Origin of the sequence: Flavonifractor sp. An91, from assembly GCF_002159225.1 — a bacterium.
Lineage (GTDB): Bacteria > Bacillota > Clostridia > Oscillospirales > Oscillospiraceae > Flavonifractor > Flavonifractor avicola.
Genome location: NZ_NFHA01000004.1, coordinates 23,718 through 43,236, shown reverse-complemented (window position 1 = coordinate 43,236; position 19,519 = coordinate 23,718). Strand labels below are relative to the sequence as shown.

At 61.3% G+C, this 19,519-nt stretch carries 12 protein-coding genes; 8 read left to right on the top strand and 4 right to left on the bottom strand.

Annotation, left to right across the window (positions count from 1 at the left end):
• Positions 1 to 29: 29 nt before the first annotated feature.
• From B5G42_RS03900 to rpoB, 4 genes are all read right to left on the bottom strand, one after another.
• Entirely contained in the window at positions 30 to 320 is a 291-nt protein-coding gene (locus B5G42_RS03900) for a hypothetical protein (protein WP_087187735.1), read from the bottom strand.
• Positions 321 to 394: 74 nt separating this feature from the next.
• Complete coding sequence (locus tag B5G42_RS03895) at positions 395 to 1,783, bottom strand: glycosyltransferase 87 family protein (RefSeq protein WP_140399777.1); 1,389 nt, start codon at positions 1,781 to 1,783, stop codon at positions 395 to 397.
• Positions 1,784 to 1,873: 90 nt separating this feature from the next.
• Positions 1,874 to 5,662 carry a DNA-directed RNA polymerase subunit beta' gene (rpoC, locus tag B5G42_RS03890; protein WP_087266794.1) on the bottom strand — a complete coding sequence of 1,263 codons (3,789 nt, stop codon included), beginning with the start codon at positions 5,660 to 5,662 and terminating at the stop codon, positions 1,874 to 1,876.
• 22 nt (positions 5,663 to 5,684) lie between these two features.
• On the bottom strand, positions 5,685 to 9,392 hold the full coding sequence (gene rpoB / locus B5G42_RS03885) for a DNA-directed RNA polymerase subunit beta (RefSeq protein ID WP_087266791.1): 3,708 nt from the start codon (positions 9,390 to 9,392) through the stop codon (positions 5,685 to 5,687).
• A gap of 339 nt (positions 9,393 to 9,731) precedes the next feature.
• On the opposite strand from rpoB, the gene B5G42_RS03880 reads away from it, so the two are divergent.
• The 8 genes from B5G42_RS03880 to tuf all read left to right on the top strand — a co-directional run bounded on the left by B5G42_RS03880 (position 9,732) and on the right by tuf (position 19,406).
• A complete protein-coding gene (locus B5G42_RS03880) occupies positions 9,732 to 11,087 on the top strand; it encodes a sigma-54 interaction domain-containing protein (RefSeq protein ID WP_087266788.1) in 1,356 nt (451 codons plus the stop codon).
• 215 nt (positions 11,088 to 11,302) lie between these two features.
• Positions 11,303 to 12,892 carry an amidohydrolase gene (locus B5G42_RS03875; protein WP_087266785.1) on the top strand — a complete coding sequence of 530 codons (1,590 nt, stop codon included), beginning with the start codon at positions 11,303 to 11,305 and terminating at the stop codon, positions 12,890 to 12,892.
• Positions 12,893 to 12,956: 64 nt separating this feature from the next.
• Positions 12,957 to 14,291 (top strand): branched-chain amino acid transport system II carrier protein, encoded by a 1,335-nt coding sequence (locus B5G42_RS03870; RefSeq protein WP_087266782.1) that lies wholly within the window; start codon positions 12,957 to 12,959, stop codon positions 14,289 to 14,291.
• 244 nt (positions 14,292 to 14,535) lie between these two features.
• Complete coding sequence (locus B5G42_RS03865; RefSeq protein WP_087266780.1) at positions 14,536 to 14,778, top strand: ribosomal L7Ae/L30e/S12e/Gadd45 family protein; 243 nt, start codon at positions 14,536 to 14,538, stop codon at positions 14,776 to 14,778.
• A 74-nt stretch (positions 14,779 to 14,852) separates the two neighbouring features.
• The gene (gene rpsL, locus B5G42_RS03860; RefSeq protein ID WP_087187743.1) at positions 14,853 to 15,275 is read left to right on the top strand and encodes a 30S ribosomal protein S12; all 423 of its coding nucleotides are present in this window, start codon (positions 14,853 to 14,855) and stop codon (positions 15,273 to 15,275) included.
• Between the two features lie 215 nt (positions 15,276 to 15,490).
• Complete coding sequence (gene rpsG, locus B5G42_RS03855; protein ID WP_191435189.1) at positions 15,491 to 15,961, top strand: 30S ribosomal protein S7; 471 nt, start codon at positions 15,491 to 15,493, stop codon at positions 15,959 to 15,961.
• A gap of 11 nt (positions 15,962 to 15,972) precedes the next feature.
• Positions 15,973 to 18,078, top strand: coding sequence for an elongation factor G (gene fusA, locus B5G42_RS03850; protein WP_087187745.1), 2,106 nt, complete (start codon positions 15,973 to 15,975; stop codon positions 18,076 to 18,078).
• A 125-nt stretch (positions 18,079 to 18,203) separates the two neighbouring features.
• Positions 18,204 to 19,406 (top strand): elongation factor Tu, encoded by a 1,203-nt coding sequence (gene tuf, locus B5G42_RS03845; RefSeq protein WP_087187746.1) that lies wholly within the window; start codon positions 18,204 to 18,206, stop codon positions 19,404 to 19,406.
• Positions 19,407 to 19,519 lie beyond the last annotated feature (113 nt).

Sequence of the window (19,519 nt, the reverse complement as noted above, 5' to 3'; positions counted from 1 at the left end):
TCCGTTCTGATCGTTGGGTGGGTAGGAACTTATTTGCCGGACAGAGCCCGGTCCAGCCAGACGGAAGCCACGTCCATAGCGGCGTACAGGCTGTCTTTCTCGGTCTTCTTAACCACACGGTCCCGGCTCTTCAGGTCAGGGTCGGTAAGCTGAAGCTGAACGGATACCCGGGTGGCCATGTCCAGATCCTGATCCTTCTTCTGATCCAGAACCTGAAGCATAATGATATATTTTTCGGCCATGCTGCCGTAATAGATCAGACTGTCTTTCCGACGCAGCGGATGGCCCTTGTAAGTCAGAGGGATGCTTTGCGTAGCCATTTTGGCCTCCTTTTGGAAGTTGTTACTGCTTTTTAAAAACTGTAACCAAATTGTAACACATTGTTTCCAAGTCGTCAACCGCTTTTCCGGGATTTCTTGTTTTTTTCGCCCAAACCCTGAGGCAGACAGGGGGAAGAGACGTACAAATGCCGGATCAGCAGGACTGCTGTAAAGATGAGTCCGGCCAGTACCATCAGGCTCTCCAGCAGCATGGTGAACATCTGACCGCCCAGGGTGAGGATCAGGGTATATTTCATCCGCAGGTAGGTCAGATAGGCACTGAGGGAGGAGAGCTGGACCAGCACTGCCGGAGGCAGGCCCGTGGGACGGGTGCAGGCCCAGACCAGGGTGAGCACGTCAGCCAGGAAGTAATAGCGGTCGTGCATATAGGGGAGAAAGAAGGGCACGCCCAGCGTAAGCGTGATGCCGAAGAGCAGCAGAGCCCCATCGTCCAGCCGGTCCCGGAACAAGAAGGCCAGCACCAGCAGCAGCAAAACCAGGGCAAAGGCCGCCAGAATGCCCAAGCGGGCGCCGAAAGCCTCGTCAATTTGAGTGCCGTAGGGGACCATGGAGAAGATGGAGGCGCAGTTGTAGTTCAGTGCCCCTGCGCCCTCCTGCGTCTGGCCCACATAGACTCCCAGGATATCCCTCAGCGGTTTGCCCAGCAGCAGAGCAGGGATGCAGGTAACGGCATAGGCCAGGGGGAAGTACAACAGGTCCCGGAAGCGGGTGCGCCGGGCGATCCAAAGCACTGCCCACAGGGGGAGGATGAACACCGTCTGGAGTTTAAAGGAGAAGGCCACGCCCAGCAGGGCGGCGGAGGCCTTGGGTCGGTTCTCCAGCGCATCAGCCAGGGCATGGAGGGTGAGCGCGCCGTACAGTGCGTCGCACTGTCCCCACAGAGAGCCGTTGAGCACCACAGTGGGCAGCAGCAGCAGGACGCAGAAGCATACCAGGGGACGGATGCTGTCTTTGCCGGTGAAGTGACGTACCAGCCGCAGGCCGCCCCAGGCCAGCAGCACATCAAACAGGATGGAGAAGAGCTTGATGAGGTACAGGTCGGGGACCGGCAGGTAGGAGATGGCGGCCAGGAAATAGAGGTAGGGTACATTATAGTTGCCGATGGGCAGCTTGATGGCAGCGAAGCCGCCGTTGTCCCGGAAGGTGGCCACCCACTGGGACAGGAAGATCTCGTAGTCATCTGCCGCATAGTCCAGCAGGATTGCCCGGAGGAAGAAGGCCAGGCCGATGGGCAGCAGCAGGGTACATAGCCGGTCCAGGGAGCAGCAAGAACGGTGGAGCAGCCACAGCGCCAGTACGGCCAGGGCGGTCAACAGTACAAAGACGGCGGCTTTTGCCCCCGGACCGCCCCGGGACAGTTCAGAGATCGGAAACAGGGCAAAAAACAGCAGCGCCAGACCGCCGGCGCCGGCGAACAAGGAGAGAAGGGAGCATCGTTTCATCGTGATACCTCATTGTCGGTCGGATGGGACAGGGACAACGATAGAAAAAGGGGGCGCTGCATGGCTGCAACGCCCCCCAAAACATTGGGATTAAAGATCCGCGCTGTCGGTCAGAATGGGCTCCTCAACAACGGGAGCGTCGTCAACGACTTCGGCAATCTCTTCGACGGCCTCGCCGCTCTGGGCGGTACCCTCGTCGTCCATCTGATCGTACTTGCGGTACATGGACAGGCCGGAGCCGGCAGGGATCAGCTTACCGATGATGACGTTCTCCTTCAGGCCCAGCAGGTGGTCCACCTTACCCTTGATAGCGGCCTCGGTAAGAACCTTGGTGGTCTCCTGGAAGGAGGCGGCGGACAGGAAGGAGTCGGTGGCCAGAGAGGCCTTGGTGATACCCATGAGCAGACGGGTGCAGGTGGGCAGCCGCAGCTCCATACCGTCGTTGGTCTCACCGGCGTCGATGCGGGCCTGAACAGCGGCCTTGGCATCCTCGAACTCGATGAGTTCGATGGTAGAGCCGGAGAGCAGGTCGGAGTCGCCGGCGTCCTCCACACGGACCTTCCGCATCATCTGGCGGCAGATAACCTCGATGTGCTTGTCGTTGATATCCACGCCCTGCTGACGGTAGGGCTTCTGCACTTCCTGGATCAGATAGTCGTACACAGCGTGGATGCCCCGGACACGGAGCACGTCCTGGGGATAGAGGGCGCCTTCGGTGAGGGCGAAGCCCTTCTCCACGGTGTCGCCGTTCTTCACACGCAGGCCGGCATAGGGCAGCGTATAGGTGACGACCTCGCCGTCATCGGCGGTGATGGTCACATTGCACATGGAGTTGCGCTTGGCCTCCTCCAGAGTGACCTTGCCGCCCACCTCGGCCAGCTGAGCCATCTTCTTGGGCTTGCGGGATTCGAACAGCTCCTCAACACGGGGAAGACCCTGGGTGATATCGCCGCCGGCCACGCCGCCGGTGTGGAAGGTACGCATGGTCAGCTGGGTACCGGGCTCACCGATGGACTGAGCGGCGATGATACCAACGGCCTCGCCGGCGCCCACAGGCTCGCCGATGGCCAGGTTGATGCCGTAGCACTTGGAACATACCCCGCTGCGGGCACGGCAGGTGAGCACGGAGCGGATCTTGACCTGATGGATGCCGTGAGCCTCCAGCAGCTTGGCGTCGTCGGCAGTCATCATGGTGTGGTGGTCGATGAGCACCTCTCCGGTCTGAGGATCGCAGATGTCCTCCACCGGGTAGCGGCCCTTCAGACGCTCGCCGAAGGTCTCGATGACCTGGCCGTTTTCCACGATCTCGCTGACCATGATGCCGTCGTCGGTACCGCAGTCGTCCTCACGGATGATGACTTCCTGAGACACGTCCACCAGACGGCGGGTCAGGTAACCGGAGTCGGCGGTACGCAGAGCGGTATCGGCCATACCCTTTCGGGCGCCTCGGGAGGAGATGAAGTACTCCAGCACGGACAGGCCTTCACGGAAGTTGGACTTGATGGGGATCTCGATGGTGCGGCCGGAGGTGTCGGCCATCAGGCCGCGCATACCGGCCAGCTGACGGATCTGAGCGGAGCTACCACGGGCGCCGGAGTCGGCCATCATCCAGATGGGGTTGTAGCGGTCCAGGCCGGCCATCAGGGCGTCGGTCACGTCCTTGGTGGTCTTTTCCCAGGCCTCAACCACCAGACGATACCGCTCGTCGTTGGTCAGGAAGCCGCGCTTGTACTGGCGCTCGATCTTCACGATCTCCTTCTCGGTGTTCTCGATGAGACCGTACTTCTTCTCGGGGATGGTCATGTCGTAGATGGACACGGTGAGGGAGCCGCGGGTGGAGAACTTGTAGCCCTTGGCCTTAATGGTGTCCAGCACGCCGGCGGACACGGTGAAGCCGTGCTTGACGATGCACTTGTCGATGATCTTGCCCAGCTGCTTCTTGCCGGTGACGAAGTTGATCTCGGGCTCAAACATCTGCTCGGGATCGGTGCGGTCCACAAAGCCCAGATCCTGAGGAATACCCTCGTTGAAGATCAGGCGGCCAACGGTGGTGCGCACCAGCTTGTAGCGGGTCTCGCCGTCCACCTCGGCGGAACGACGGACCAGAATGGGCACATGGAGCTCCAGCTCGCCCTCGTCGTAGGCCAGACGGGCCTCGGTGTCGCTGCCGAAGACATGGAGCACCTCGCGGGGCAGCTGGCCGTCCTCGGTCTCGGCACAGATACCGGCGTAGGTGGGGATATCGTCCAGAGAGCCGGGGTTCTTGACCCACACCAGGTCGCCGGGATTCAGAGTGCCGGCGTCCAGAGCGGCCTTGACGGCGGCAACGTCGTCATAGGTCTCCTCGGCGGTGTGCTCGGCGTACTTCTCGTAGGTCAGGTAGTAGGAGCCCAGCACCATGTCCTGAGTAGGCACGGTGACGGGGCCGCCGTCCTGAGGACGCAGCAGGTTGTTGGCGGAGAGCATCAGCACCCGGGCCTCGGTCTGGGCCTCGGCGGACAGAGGCACATGGACGGCCATCTGGTCGCCGTCGAAGTCAGCGTTGAAGGCGGTACACACCAGGGGGTGCAGCTTGATGGCGCGGCCTTCCACCAGCACGGGCTCGAAGGCCTGGATGCCCAGGCGGTGCAGGGTGGGGGCGCGGTTGAGCATAACGGGGTGGTCTTTGATGACGAACTCCAGAGCGTCCCAGACCTCGGCCTTGCCCTTGTCCACCATCTTCTTGGCGGACTTGATGTTGTTGGCCAGACCGTCCTCCACCAGCTTCTTCATGACAAAGGGGCGGAACAGCTCGATAGCCATCTCCTTGGGCAGGCCGCACTGATAGATCTTCAGCTCGGGGCCAACCACGATAACGGAACGGCCGGAGTAGTCCACACGCTTGCCCAGCAGGTTCTGACGGAAACGGCCCTGCTTACCCTTGAGCATATCGGACAGAGACTTCAGGGCGCGGTTATTGGCGCCGGTGACGGCGCGGCCGCGGCGGCCGTTGTCGATGAGGGCGTCCACGGCCTCCTGCAGCATCCGCTTCTCGTTGCGGACGATGATGTCGGGGGCATTGAGCTGGATCAGGCGCTTCAGACGGTTGTTGCGGTTGATCACGCGGCGGTACAGGTCGTTCAGGTCGGAGGTGGCGAACCGGCCGCCGTCCAGCTGCACCATGGGGCGCAGCTCGGGGGGAATGACAGGCAGCACGTCGATGATCATCCACTCAGGCTTGTTGCCGGAGATGCGGAAGGCGTCCACCACTTCCAGACGCTTGACGATGCGGGCCTTCTTCTGGCCGGAGGCGGCCTTCAGCTCGGCACGGAGCTGGGTGGAGAGCTCCTCCAGGTTGATGTCCTGGAGCAGCTTCTTCACGGCCTCGGCGCCCATGCCGGCCTCAAAGTCGTCCTCGTACTTCTCCCGCATATCGCGGTACTCCTTCTCGGAGAGGATCTGGTTCTTGGCCAGGGGGGAGAAGCCGGGATCGGTCACAATATAGCTGGCGAAATAGAGCACCTTCTCCAGGATGCGGGGGCTGATGTCCAGCAGCAGACCCATCCGGGAGGGGATACCCTTGAAATACCAGATGTGGGACACGGGGGCGGCCAGCTCAATGTGGCCCATGCGCTCACGGCGCACCTTGGCCCGGGTGACCTCCACGCCGCAGCGGTCACAGATCTTGCCCTTGTAGCGGATCTTCTTGTACTTGCCGCAGTGGCACTCCCAGTCCTTGGTGGGACCAAAGATGCGCTCGCAGAACAGGCCGTCCCGCTCAGGCTTCAGGGTGCGGTAGTTGATGGTCTCCGGCTTCTTGACCTCGCCATAGGACCACTCGCGGATCTGCTCCGGGGAGGCGATGCCAATCTTAATGGCGTCAAATTCAGCGTAACTCATGTTTCTGCTCGACCTCCCTTACTTATTCCATATCGTCATCATCGGAGTAATCGTCCTCCGAATCAGAAAAATCATCGCTGTCGTCGGCAACGGCCAGATCATCGTCGTCGCTGCCTTCCTTGAGAGTGTAGCCCGCGGCGGCAAAGTCGGACTCCCCGCCGGCGTTGTAGCCGTAGAAGTCGTCGTCATCGTCGCGGAACTTGCCGGGCTGGTAGGTATCCTCGTCGTCGTCCTTCAGCTCGATCTCGTTGCCCTGGTCGTCCAGCACCTTCATATCCAGGCACAGGGACTGCAGCTCCTTAACCAGAACCTTGAAGGACTCAGGCACGCCGGGCTTGGGCACGTTGTGGCCCTTGACAATGGACTCGTAGGTGCGCACACGGCCGGTGACGTCGTCGGACTTGACGGTGAGGATCTCCTGCAGGGTGTAGGCGGCGCCGTAAGCCTCCAGGGCCCACACCTCCATTTCGCCGAAGCGCTGGCCGCCGAACTGGGCCTTGCCGCCCAGAGGCTGCTGGGTGACCAGGGAGTAGGGGCCGGTGGAACGGGCGTGGATCTTATCGTCAACCAGGTGGTGCAGCTTGAGGAAGTAGACGTAGCCCACGGTGACGGGGTTGTCGAACCGCTCGCCGGTGCGGCCGTCGTACAGCCAGCTCTTGCCGTCGGGGCGCAGACCGGCCATCTTCAGGGTCTCGGCGATGTCCTTCTCGTCGGCGCCGTTGAAGACGGGGGTGGCCACCTTCCAGCCCAGGGTCTTGGCGGCGTAGCCCAGATGGACCTCCAGCACCTGACCGATGTTCATACGGGAAGGCACGCCCAGGGGGTTCAACACGATGTCCAGAGGAGTGCCGTCGGGCAGGAAGGGCATATCCTCCTGGGGCAGGATGCGGGACACAACACCCTTGTTACCGTGACGGCCGGCCATCTTGTCGCCCACGGAGATCTTACGCTTCTGGGCGATATAGACACGGACCACCATGTTGACGCCGGGGGACAGCTCGTCGCCCGCCTCGCGGGTAAAGACCTTCACGTCCACGATGATGCCGCTCTCGCCGTGAGGCACCTTCAGGGAGGTGTCACGGACCTCGCGGGCCTTCTCACCGAAGATGGCGCGCAGCAGGCGCTCCTCGGCGGTGAGGTCGGTCTCGCCCTTGGGGGTGACCTTACCCACTAGAATGTCGCCGGCACGGACCTCGGCGCCTACGCGGATGATGCCGCGCTCGTCCAGATCCTTCAGGGCGTCGTCGCCCACGTTGGGGATGTCCCGGGTGATCTCCTCGGGGCCAAGCTTGGTGTCGCGGGACTCGGTCTCGTACTCCTCGATGTGGATGGAGGTGAACACGTCCTCCTTCACCATGCGCTCGTTGAGCAGGATGGCGTCCTCGTAGTTGTAACCTTCCCAGGTCATAAAGCCCATGAGGATGTTCTTACCCAGGGCGATCTCGCCGTTGGAGGTGGAGGGGCCGTCCGCGATGACCTCGCCCTTCTCCACCCGCTGGCCGGCGTTGACAATGGGACGCTGGTTGATGCAGGTGCCGTGGTTGGAGCGCAGGTACTTGGTCAGCTTGTACTCCTCCACCCGGCCGCTGTCATAGCGAACGGTGACGTACTGAGCAGACACCTTGGTGACCACGCCGTCTTCCTCGGCCAGAATGGCGACCTCAGAGTCGATACAGTTTTTGTGCTCCTGACCGGTGGCCACGATGGGGGCCTGGGTGGTCAGCAGAGGCACGGCCTGACGCTGCATATTGGCGCCCATCAGAGCACGGTTGGCGTCGTCGTTCTCCAGGAAGGGGATCATGGCGGTAGCGATGGAGAACATCATCTTGGGGGACACGTCCATGTAGTCCACCTGATCCCGGTCCACATCGATGATCTCGTTGCGGTGACGGCAGGTGATACGGGCGTTCTTCAGACAGCCGTTCTCGTCCAGAGGCTCGGTGGCCTGGGCGATGGTGAACTCGTCCTCCATATCGGCGGTCATATACTCCACCTGGTCGGTGACCTTGCCGGTGGCCTTATCTACCTTGCGGTAGGGGGCCTCGATGAAGCCGTAGCGATTGATGCGGGCATAGGAGGCCAGGTAGGAGATCAGGCCGATGTTGGGACCTTCGGGAGTCTCAATGGGGCACAGACGGCCGTAGTGGGAGTAGTGAACGTCTCGCACATCGAAGGAGGCACGGTCACGGGACAGACCGCCGGGGCCCAGGGCGGACATACGGCGCTTGTGGGTCAGCTCGGCCAGGGGGTTGGTCTGGTCCATGAACTGGCTCAGGGGGGAGGAGCCGAAGAATTCCTTGATCGCGGCGGTAACGGGGCGGATGTTGATCAGGGACTGGGGAGTGACGATGTCCAGGTCCTGAATGGTCATGCGCTCCCGGATGACGCGCTCCATGCGGGAGAAGCCGATGCGGAACTGGTTCTGCAGCAGCTCGCCCACGCAGCGCAGCCGGCGGTTGCCCAGGTGGTCAATGTCGTCTGCGTTGCCCACGCCATGGGCCAGGCAGTTGAGGTAGTTGATGGACGCCATGATGTCGTCCACAATGATGTGCTTGGGGATCAGGTCGTCAATGCGCTCCTTGACGGCCTCCTGCAGCTCCTCGCCGGAGTAGTTCTGCAGCAGCTCCTGGAGGACGGAGAAGCGCACCTTTTCGGTGACGCCGCACTGGGCGGGGTCAAAGTCCACAAAGCCGGCCATATCCACCATGTTGTTGGAGAACACCTTCAGCTGAACGCCGCCGTCCAGGTCCAGGATGGCCTCGTTGACGCCCTTGGCCTCCAGCTCACGGGCGCGCTCACGGGTGAGCACCTCGCCGGGCTCGGCCAGGATCTCGCCGGTGGTGGGATCAACCACGGGCATGGCCAGCTTCTGGCCGGACAGACGGGACCAGATGGCCAGCTTCTTGTTGAACTTGTAGCGGCCCACGGCGGACAGGTCGTACCGGCGGGGGTCGAAGAAGAGAGCGTTGAGCAGGCTCTCGGCGGAGTCCACCGTGGGGGGCTCGCCGGGACGCAGCTTGCGGTAGATCTCCAGCAGGGCCTCCTCATAGGTCTTGCAGGCGTCCTTCTCCAGGGTAGCCACAATGCGGGGATCATCGCCGAACAGGTCCAGGATCTCCTGATCGGTCTTGGGACCCACGGCCCGGATCAGGCAGGTGATGGGCAGCTTGCGGTTCTTATCGATACGGACATAGAAGATGTCGCTGAGATCGGTCTCATACTCCAGCCAGGCGCCGCGGTAGGGGATGACAGTGGTGGCGTACACCACGTTGCCGGTCTTATCCTCGGTGCGGGAGTAGTAGATGCCGGGGGAACGGACGATCTGGGAGACGATGACGCGCTCGGCGCCGTTGATGACAAAGGTACCGGCCTTGGTCATCAGGGGGAAATCTCCCATGAAGATCTCCTGCTCCTTCATCTCGTCGGTCTCTTTGTTGCGCAGGCGCACCCAGACCTTGATAGGAGCGGCGTACGTGGCGTCCCGGGCCTTGCATTCCTCCACGTTGTACTTGGGAGGCTCATCCATGGAGTAGTCGATGAAGGAGAGCTCCAGATTACCGGCATAGTCGGTAATGGAGGCCACATCCTTAAAGACCTCCCTCAGGCCTGTCTCCAGGAACCACTGATAGGAGTTCTTCTGCACCTCCAGCAGGTTGGGCATTTCCAGGATCTCTTCATGGCGGGCGAAGCTTTTGCGGAGGGTCTTGCCGAAGTAGACGTCCTTGACCATCGTAGAAAAAACACCTCGATTTCATTGTCTGGAACCGCCGCCTCAGGGGGGCGATTCCGGCGAAGGTTGCTGCTTTCCGTCAAATCATACAAAAGGGGCGGTGGGGCACCGGACGCGAACGCCCGGGTGCGTGGATAAAAATATTCTGATTTCCTCTTGCGCTTTCCGCCCTGCTGTGTTAAACTGACCACACAGTGGGGCAGAATGTTCTGACGCAATCGGAAGTTAAGAGCGTTTTAGTATACCATGAAATCATAGGAAAAGTCAACGGCTGTTTGGTGAAAATCTGGAGAAATCCAGATTTTTTTCTTATTTTTTCCGGGCAGGGAGGCGAAGCGCATGTCGGAACCGTACAGAGACCCGTATATGGATCAGATCCGGGCGGTCATTCAGGTGTGTGAGGACACCGACGGGATCCTGATTGTGGATCGGGACGGGATCATCCGGGATCACCGCATTGCCATGAACTACTATTGGAAGGCGGAGGAGACGGTGGGCCGCCACATCCGGGAGCTCTATCCGGAGCTGGACGAGGAGAGCAGCACCATCCTCCGCGCCCTGCGTACCGGCCGGGCCATCTACGACCAGCGGCAGGAGATTGTGAACAGCCGGGGGGAGCGGGTGGTGCTGGATGCTACCACCATCCCCATCTCGGTGGACGGACAGGTGGTGGGGGCGGTGGACTGCGCCCGCTTCTATGTGGTGGGCCAGCGCATCGTCCGCGGCGGCCGCCGGGGCGGCCTGTCCACCCTGGATCGGATTATAACCCAGTCTCCCAGGATGGAGGAGCTCAAGCGCCGCATCCGCTCCGCTGCCCAGCTGAACTCCCCGGTGCTGATTTACGGGGAGACGGGCACCGGCAAGGAGCTGGTGGCCGAGGCCCTCCACACCGAGGGGCGGCGGTGCGGCCAGTCCTTCGTGTCCCAGAACTGCGCGGCCATACCCACCAACCTGCTGGAGAGCATGTTCTTCGGCACGGAGAAGGGCAGCTATACCGGCGCGGTGACCCACAAGGGCCTCTTTGAGGAGGCCAACGGCGGCACCCTCTTCCTGGACGAGATCAACTCCATGGACATCTCCCTCCAGGCCAAGCTGCTCAAGGCCCTGGAGGAGAAAAAGGTGCGCCGTCTGGGCGGCAGCCGGGACATCCCCTTTGACGTGCGCATCGTGGCGGCGGTGAACGAGCCGCCGGAGGAGCTGCTCCGCACCGGCCGCCTGCGGGAGGATCTCTTTTACCGCCTCGGGGTGGTGCGCCTGCTCCTGCCGCCCCTGCGGGAGCGGCCGGAGGACATCCCGCTGTTGACAAACCATTTTCTGGAGCAGTATAATCGTTCCATGAAGCGCACCATCCGGGGGGTGACCCCGGGGGCCGACCGAATGCTCCGGCAGTGCCGGTGGCCGGGCAATGTCCGCCAGCTGCGCAACGCGGTGGAGGGGGCCTTTGCCGTGGCGCAGGGGGAGCTGCTGTGCGAGGCGGATCTGGCGGAGAGCCTGGGCACCCGTCCGGAGCCGCCTTCGGAGGCCGCCGCGGCCCTGCCGGACGGCCCCATCTCCCTGAGCCGGGAGGTGGAGCGGTACGAGCGGGAGCTCATCCGCCGGGCCATGGAGCAATACGGTTCCATCTCCGCCGCGGCCCGGAACCTGGGCCTGTCGCGGCAGAATCTGAAATACAAGCTGCAAAAATATGACCTGTAAAAAATTTTGCAGGTGCAAAAAATTTTGACAATTGAGTACGCGGGAGCGGCATTGAACGGGCCGCCGGAAATCCAGCGCCAGAGCGGGACAGCCTGAGCTGTCCCTAGGGGCGGAGGATTTCCGGCGGTTTTTTGTGTGGATTGCCCAACTTTGGCATTCTGCTTGCTAATGAATATCAGACAGATTTGCCCGACGGGCAGAAAGGAAGCGTGGAAATGAGGAGACTTTGGTACAACGGAAAGGTCGTGTCCATGGACGGAGCCATGACCCGGTACGAGGCGGTGGGGGCGGAGGACGACAAGATTGTCTTCCTGGGCACCAGCGCGGACGCCCTGGCCCAGAGCTGGGACGAGAAGAAGGATCTCCAGGGGGCCATGGTGCTGCCCGGCTTCAACGACACCCATCTGCACATGCTCTACTACGCCATGTTCCAGAAAAACGTGGCCCTGTTCGGCGTGGACTCCATCGAGACCATCGTGGAGCGCTGCCGGGAGCGGATTGAGAAGAACCATCCCGACTACCTGCTGGGCATGGGCTGGAACCAGGAGACCATGAAGGAGGGCCGCATGCCCACCCGGGAGGACATGGATCGCATCTCCACCGAGATTCCCGTGTGCATGCTGCGCACCTGCGCCCACATCGCCGCCTGCAACACCGTGATGCTGGAGCGCATCCGGGAGCTGAAAAATGTGGATCCCGAGACCATCAGCCACGTGGACTTCATCAACGGCCTGCTGCGGGAGGACGCCATGCGGCTGTACATGGACGTGATTCCCAAGGCGGACGATGCCTACGTGCGGGAGCTCATTGAGATCGGCCAGCGGGATCTCAATGCCGCCGGCATCACCTGCGTCCACTCCGACGATCTGAAGGTGATTGCGGGGGTGGATCCCATTCACCTCATCGACCTGTTCCGGGAGATGGAGGAGGAGGGGAAGCTGACCGTCCGGGTGTACGAGCAGTGCCTGGTGGATCAGCCCGACTTCGGCCGCCTGCTGGCGGCGCGCAGCGACCCGGACGACCGCACCAGCCTCTTCCGCACCGGCCCCCGCAAGCTGCTTCAGGACGGCTCCCTGGGCGCCAAGTCCGCCGAGATGATCGACGGCTATGTGGACGACCGGAGCAACCACGGCATCCCCATCTACACCGAGGAGGAGCTGTGCGCCTGGATCAAGGCGGCCCACGACCAGCATATGGACGTGGCCGTCCACGCCATCGGCGACCTGGCCTTCCAGAAGGTGTGCGACGCCATCTACAAGGCCCAGGAGGCCAACCCCTGGCCGGATCACCGCCACGGCATTGTCCACGCCCAGACCACATCCCCGGCCCTGCTGCGGCTGATGAAGGTCATGGGCCTGCAGGCCTATATCCAGCCCATCTTCATCGACGCGGACATGAACATCATCGAGGAGCGGGTGGGGGAACGCCACGCCAAAGACTGCTATAACTGGAAGAGTATGGAGGATCTGGGCATCCGGGTCAGCGGCGGCTCCGACTGCCCGGTGGAGCCCTTCGACGTGCTGGACAACATGCGCGCCGCCATCACCCGGAAGAACCGGGCGGGCACCAAGACCTACCTGCCGGAGCAGGCTCTGAGCGTGGAGCAGGCGGTGCGCCTGTTCACCTCCGACGCGGCCTGGGCCAGCCGGGATGAGGCCGTCCGCGGCACGCTGGAGACCGGCAAGCTGGCCGATCTGGTGGTGCTTGACCAGGATCTGTTTGACATCGAGCCGGACACCTTTCCCCAGGTGAAGGTGCTGGAGACCGTGCTCAACGGAACGACCGTCTACCACGCGGAGCAGTGAGCCCGCTCCGCGCTGTGGAAGAAAAGAGAGGATCTGATTCCATTCATGCTTGGGAGGTAAGAAGATGAACAAGAAAAATTTCTGGAAGGACACTATCATCGTCGGCCTGGCGCTGTTCTCCACCATGTTCGGCGCCGGCAACCTGATCTTCCCGCCCCAGATCGGCCTGTTCAGCGGCGATCAGTGGATGTGGGGCGCCCTGGGCCTGCTGCTGGGCGGCATTGTCCTGCCGGTGCTGGCCCTGTGGGCGGTCAACAATGTGGGCGACAAGTCCCAGGATCTGATGGGCCACGTGTCCCCCTGGTTCTACAACGCCTACTACCTGATCGGCTGCTCCTTCATCGCCATGGGCTCCACGCTGCCGCGCAGCGCGGCCACCACCCATGAGATGGCCATCCAGCCCCTGTTCCCCAATGTGCCCATCTGGATCACGGTTATCGTGTTCTTCGTGCTGGTGTACTTCTTCGCCTGCGACCCCAACTCCGTGATCGACAAGCTGGGCAAGTACATGACCCCCATTCTGGTGGTGCTCCTGGCCATCGTGCTCATCAAGGGCGTCATCTCCCCGCTGGGCACCCCGGTTGACACCGGCATTGGCGGCGGCGCCTTTGGCGACGCCATCCTCACCGCCTACAACACCGGCGACCTCACCGTGGGCATCATGTTCGCCAGCGTGATCCTGCTGGATCTCCGCCGCCGGGGCTACAATGGCCAGGAGAGCAAGAAGGGCGGCTTCATGGCCGGCATCATTTGCATTGTGGTTCTCTTTGCGGTGTATGGCACCCTGACCTACATCGGTGCCTGCGCCAGCGGCGTCTATCCCCAGGACACCGCCCAGACCGCCCTGCTCTCCGGCATTATCCAGGACATCATGGGCCCCGTGGGCATGGCCTGCCTGGGCGGCGCGGTGGCTCTGGCCTGCCTGACCACCGCAGTGGGCATCGGCACCACCTGTGTCGGCTTCTTCTATGACTTCTTCAAGAAGAAAATCCCCTACAAAGTCCTGATGCTCATCGCCTGCCTCATCGGTGTGTTCATGGGCATCACCGGCGTGCAGAACATCGTCAACTACGTCACCCCCATTTTCCTGGTGGTCTACCCGGCCCTGATCGTGAATACCGTGCTGGGCCTGCTCAACAAATTCCTGCCCAACGACGGCTTCTACAAGGGCGGCGTGCTCATGGCCGCGGTGGTGAGCCTGGGCGACGCGGTGCTCAGCGTCAACCCCAACATCGGCTGGCTCCAGAGCTTCATGGATCTGTTCCCCTTCTCCGGCCTGGGCTTTGCCTGGGTGGTTCCCAGCATCATCGGCATGGTCGTGGGCGCCATCATCTGCCGCGGCAAGCCCAAGTACCAGCCCCTGCCCGACCCTGCTGAGGTGTCCGCGCAGGAGAAGTAAGCCAGTCCCGGGGTGCCCGGGAACCGCTCCTCTCGGGAGGCGGAGACGCATCTGTCTCCGCCTCCCTGTCATTTCTGACGGGAGAGGGGCCCAAAGCCTTGCAAATTCTAGCAAAATTCTGCTTGACTTCAATTTTTCACTATGATATAATCCCAAATTGCGCAGGTGTGCCTGCCAAAGGGGAAATTCTGCCCTGAAACAGGGCGCTTTTTCCGAGAAATCAAGGGATGGGAGGCGTTACCGTATGCTGTCGGAGCTCAAGCAGGGCGCCAGGGTGGCCGGGGTCAAGCAGACCAGAAGGGCCATCGAGGACGGCAGGGCCGCCCGCGTCTTCCTGGCGGAGGATGCCGATCCACGGGTCACCGGCCCGGTGGAGGAGCTGTGCCGGGAGAAGGACATCCCGGTGGAGCGGGTGTCCCAGATGAAGGAACTGGGCTCCGCCTGCGGTATCGCCGTGGGCAGCGCCGTAGCTGCGCTGCTGCACTGATTTGGTTTTAACGGTATAATTTCTGATTATTCCGTTAAAATATATTTCTCAGAAACAAAGAAAGGAGGAAAACCATGCCTACGTTTAACCAGCTCGTTCGCAAGGGACGCGAGGCCGTGACCTACAAGTCCAATTCTCCTGCTATGCAGAAGGGCCTGAACACCCTGAAGAACCGCGAGACCGACCTGCCTTCTCCCCAGAAGAGAGGTGTGTGCACCGCTGTTCGTACCTCCACCCCGAAGAAGCCTAACTCCGCTCTCCGTAAGATCGCCCGTGTGCGTCTGACCAACGGCTACGAAGTGACCGCTTATATTCCCGGTGTTGGCCACAACCTGCAGGAGCACTCCGTGGTCATGATCCGCGGCGGCCGTGTTAAGGACCTGCCCGGCGTTCGTTACCACATCATCCGCGGCACTCTGGATGCCCAGGGCGTTGCCAACCGTATGCAGGGCCGTTCCAAGTACGGCGCCAAGCGGCCCAAGGCCGGCAAGAAGTAATTTTAGCGATTACTTCCAACCACGCTGCAAGCTTGCAGCAACATGAAATGAACTAATGCGCAATCGCGCAAGGCAGTTGTCCTTGCAGAGGCGCTTCCTATACAATAGGGGCGTTTTCCTGTGAGGCACTGGACAAGCAGGCACTTGTCTTACACGGGGGCGTTTGAAACGCCTTCGAGTACCTATGAAATCATACTATGAAGGAGGGAAGCAAAGTGCCCAGAAGAGGAAACGTACCCAAGCGGGAGGTTCTGCCCGATCCTATCTACAATTCCGTCCTGGTGACCAAGCTGGTCAACAGCATCATGCTGGACGGTAAGAAGGGCGTGGCCCAGAAGGTGGTCTACGGAGCTTTCGATATCATCAAGGAGAAGACCGATAAGGATCCCCTGGACGTGTTCACCACCGCTCTGGAGAACATCATGCCGTCCCTGGAGGTCAAGGCCCGCCGCGTGGGCGGCGCCACCTACCAGGTGCCCATCGAGGTTCGGCCCGAGCGCCGTCAGACCCTGGGTCTGCGGTGGCTCACCAACTACTCCCGCAGCCGCAGCGAGAAGACCATGAAGGAGCGTCTGGCCGGCGAGATCATGGATGCCTCCAACAACCTTGGCTCCGCAGTCAAGAAGCGTGAGGACACCCACAAGATGGCCGAGTCCAACAAGGCGTTCGCTCACTATCGCTGGTAAGGAGTTAGAGTATGCCTAGGAAAGTTACCTTAGAGAATACCAGAAATATCGGCATCATGGCTCACATCGATGCCGGTAAGACCACTACCACCGAGCGCATCCTCTACTACACCGGTGTTAACTACAAGATCGGTGAGACCCATGATGGTACCGCCACCATGGACTGGATGGCTCAGGAGCAGGAGCGCGGCATCACCATCACTTCCGCTGCTACCACCTGTTACTGGAAGGGGTCTAAGAACCAGTTCCCCCAGACCCGTATCAACATCATCGACACCCCGGGCCACGTGGACTTCACCGTAGAGGTGGAGCGCTCCCTGCGCGTGCTGGACGGTTCCGTGACCGTCATGTGCGCCAAGGGCGGCGTTGAGCCTCAGTCCGAGACCGTGTGGCGTCAGGCCGACCACTACAAGGTCCCCCGCATGATCTACGTCAACAAGATGGACATCATGGGCGCTGACTTCTACAACGTGCTCCGCATGATCCACGACCGCCTGAAGTGTAACGCCGTGCCCATCCAGCTCCCCATTGGCTCCGAGGATACCTTCAAGGGCATCATCGACCTGGTGGAGATGGACGCCGACATCTACTACGATGAGCTGGGCAAGGATATGCGCGTGGAGGAGATCCCCGCCGACATGATGGAGCTGGCCCAGGAGTACCGCACCAAGCTGGTGGACGCCTGCGCCGACATCGATGACGAGATCATGGAGCTGGCTCTGGAGGAGAAGCCCATCCCCGAGGATATGCTGCGCCGCGCTCTGCGTAAGGGTACCATCGAGAACCTGCTGGTTCCCGTGACCTGCGGTACTTCTTACCGCAACAAGGGCGTGCAGAAGCTGCTGGATGCCATCGTGGACTTCATGCCCTCTCCTCTGGACATCCCCGCCATCAAGGGCACCAACCCCGAGACCGACGAAGAGGACGAGCGTCCCGCCGACGACAACGCCCCCTTCTCCGCTCTGGCGTTCAAGATCATGACCGACCCCTATGTGGGCCGTCTGTCCTTCTTCCGTGTGTACTCCGGTAAGCTGTCTACTGGCTCTTCCGTGCTCAACAGCACCAAGAACCAGAAGGAGCGTATGGGCCGCATCCTGCAGATGCACGCCAACCACCGTGAGGACATCGAGGAGGTTTTCTCCGGCGATATCGCCGCCGCCGTGGGCCTGAAGAACACCACCACCGGCGACACCCTGTGCGATGAGAAGGCTCCCATCATTCTGGAGTCCATGGAGTTCCCCGATCCCGTGATCCGCGTCGCCATCGAGCCCAAGACCAAGGCTGGTCAGGAGAAGATGGGCCTGGCGCTGGTGAAGCTGGCTGAAGAGGACCCCACCTTCCGTACCTGGACTGACGAGGAGACTGGTCAGACCATCATCGCCGGCATGGGCGAGCTCCACCTGGAGATCATCGTGGACCGTCTGCTCCGCGAGTTCAAGGTGGAGGCCAACGTTGGCGCTCCCCAGGTCGCCTACAAGGAGACCATCAAGAAGTCTGTCGAGCAGGACACCAAGTATGCCCGTCAGTCCGGCGGTAAGGGCCAGTACGGTCACGTCCGCATCACCATCGAGCCCAACGAGCCCGGCAAGGGCTATGAGTTCCTCAACGAGATCACCGGCGGCGTCATCCCCAAGGAGTATATCCCCGCGGTCGACGCCGGTATCCAGGGCGCCATGCAGGCGGGTATCCTGGCCGGTTATCCCGTGGTGGACGTGAAGGTCCACCTGACCTTCGGTTCTTACCACGAGGTCGACTCCTCTGAAATGGCGTTTAAGATCGCCGGCTCCATGGCCTTCAAGGAGGCCATGCGCAAGGCCAACCCGGTCCTGCTGGAGCCCGTGATGAAGGTCTCCGTCATCGTGCCCGACGAGTATCTGGGCAACGTCATCGGCGACCTGACCAGCCGCCGCGGCATGATCCAGGGCCAGGAGAGTCGTCCCGGCGCCACTCAGGTGGACGCTCTGGTGCCTCTGGCCAGTATGTTCGGCTACGCCACTGACCTGCGTTCCTCCACTCAGGGCCGCGGCCAGTACTCCATGGAGCCCCACAGCTATGTGGAGATTCCCAAGAGCATTGCCGACAAGATCATTGCCGAGCGGGGCCGCAAGGACGACTAATTTTCGTTCCGAGCCAATTCCCGCAACAAAGGTATTGCTTTTTATTCTGCAATGCTATACAATATTTTCGCATTTATGTGGAAATGACCCTATCCCAACTTGAGTAATTAAGGAGGACACTTAAAATGGCTAAGGCTAAATTTGAGCGTACCAAGCCCCATGTCAACATTGGCACCATCGGCCACGTTGACCACGGCAAGACCACTCTGACCGCTGCTATCACCAAGTATCTGGCTCTGAAGGGTCAGGCCCAGTACGAGGACTACTCCAGCATCGATAAGGCTCCCGAGGAGCGCGAGCGCGGCATCACCATCAACACTGCCCACGTGGAGTACGAGACCGACAAGCGTCACTATGCCCACGTTGACTGCCCGGGCCACGCCGACTATATCAAGAACATGATCACCGGCGCTGCTCAGATGGACGGTGCTATCCTGGTTATCGCCGCCACCGACGGCCCCATGGCTCAGACCCGTGAGCACATCCTGCTGGCCCGTCAGGTGGGCGTGCCCGCCATCGTGGTCTTCCTGAACAAGTGCGATCAGGTTGACGACGAGGAGCTGCTGGAGCTGGTGGAGATGGAGGTCCGCGAGGTCCTGTCCAAGTACGAGTTCCCCGGCGACGATCTGCCCATCATCAAGGGTTCCGCTCTGAACGCTCTGACCTGCGAGTCCGGCAACCCCGACGATCCCGACTTCGCCTGCATCAAGGAGCTGATGGACGCTGTCGACGATTATATCCCCACTCCCGCCCGTAACGACGACCTGCCCTTCCTGATGCCCGTCGAGGACGTGTTCACCATCACTGGCCGTGGTACCGTTGCTACCGGCCGTGTGGAGCGTGGCGTCATCAAGATGAACGAGGAAGTCGAGATCGTTGGCCTGACCGACGAGAAGAAGAAGACCGTCGTCACCGGCATCGAGATGTTCCGCAAGCTGCTGGACTACGCTGAGGCTGGCGACAACATCGGCACCCTGCTGCGCGGCGTTGCCAAGACCGACATCGAGCGTGGCCAGGTTCTGTGTAAGCCCGGCTCCATTCACCCCCACACCAAGTTCGTGGGCCAGGTGTACGTCCTGAGCAAGGACGAGGGCGGCCGTCACACCCCCTTCTTCAACAACTATCGTCCTCAGTTCTACTTCCGTACCACCGACGTGACCGGCGTCATCACTCTGCCCGAGGGCACCGAGATGTGTATGCCTGGCGATAACGTCGACATGAAGGTCGAGCTGATCACCCCCATCGCCATCGAGAAGGGCCTGCGTTTCGCTATCCGTGAGGGTGGCCGCACCGTGGGTTCCGGCGTTGTTATCGACATCGAGGAGTAATTCTCCTTTTGCAAGAAGACCTGCCGCAAGGCAGGTCTTCTGCATTTTAGGAGGGTGTCCGCCCGAAGGAAAGCGTTATTGTCAACATTGAGGAGTCATTTGCTCCATTCAGA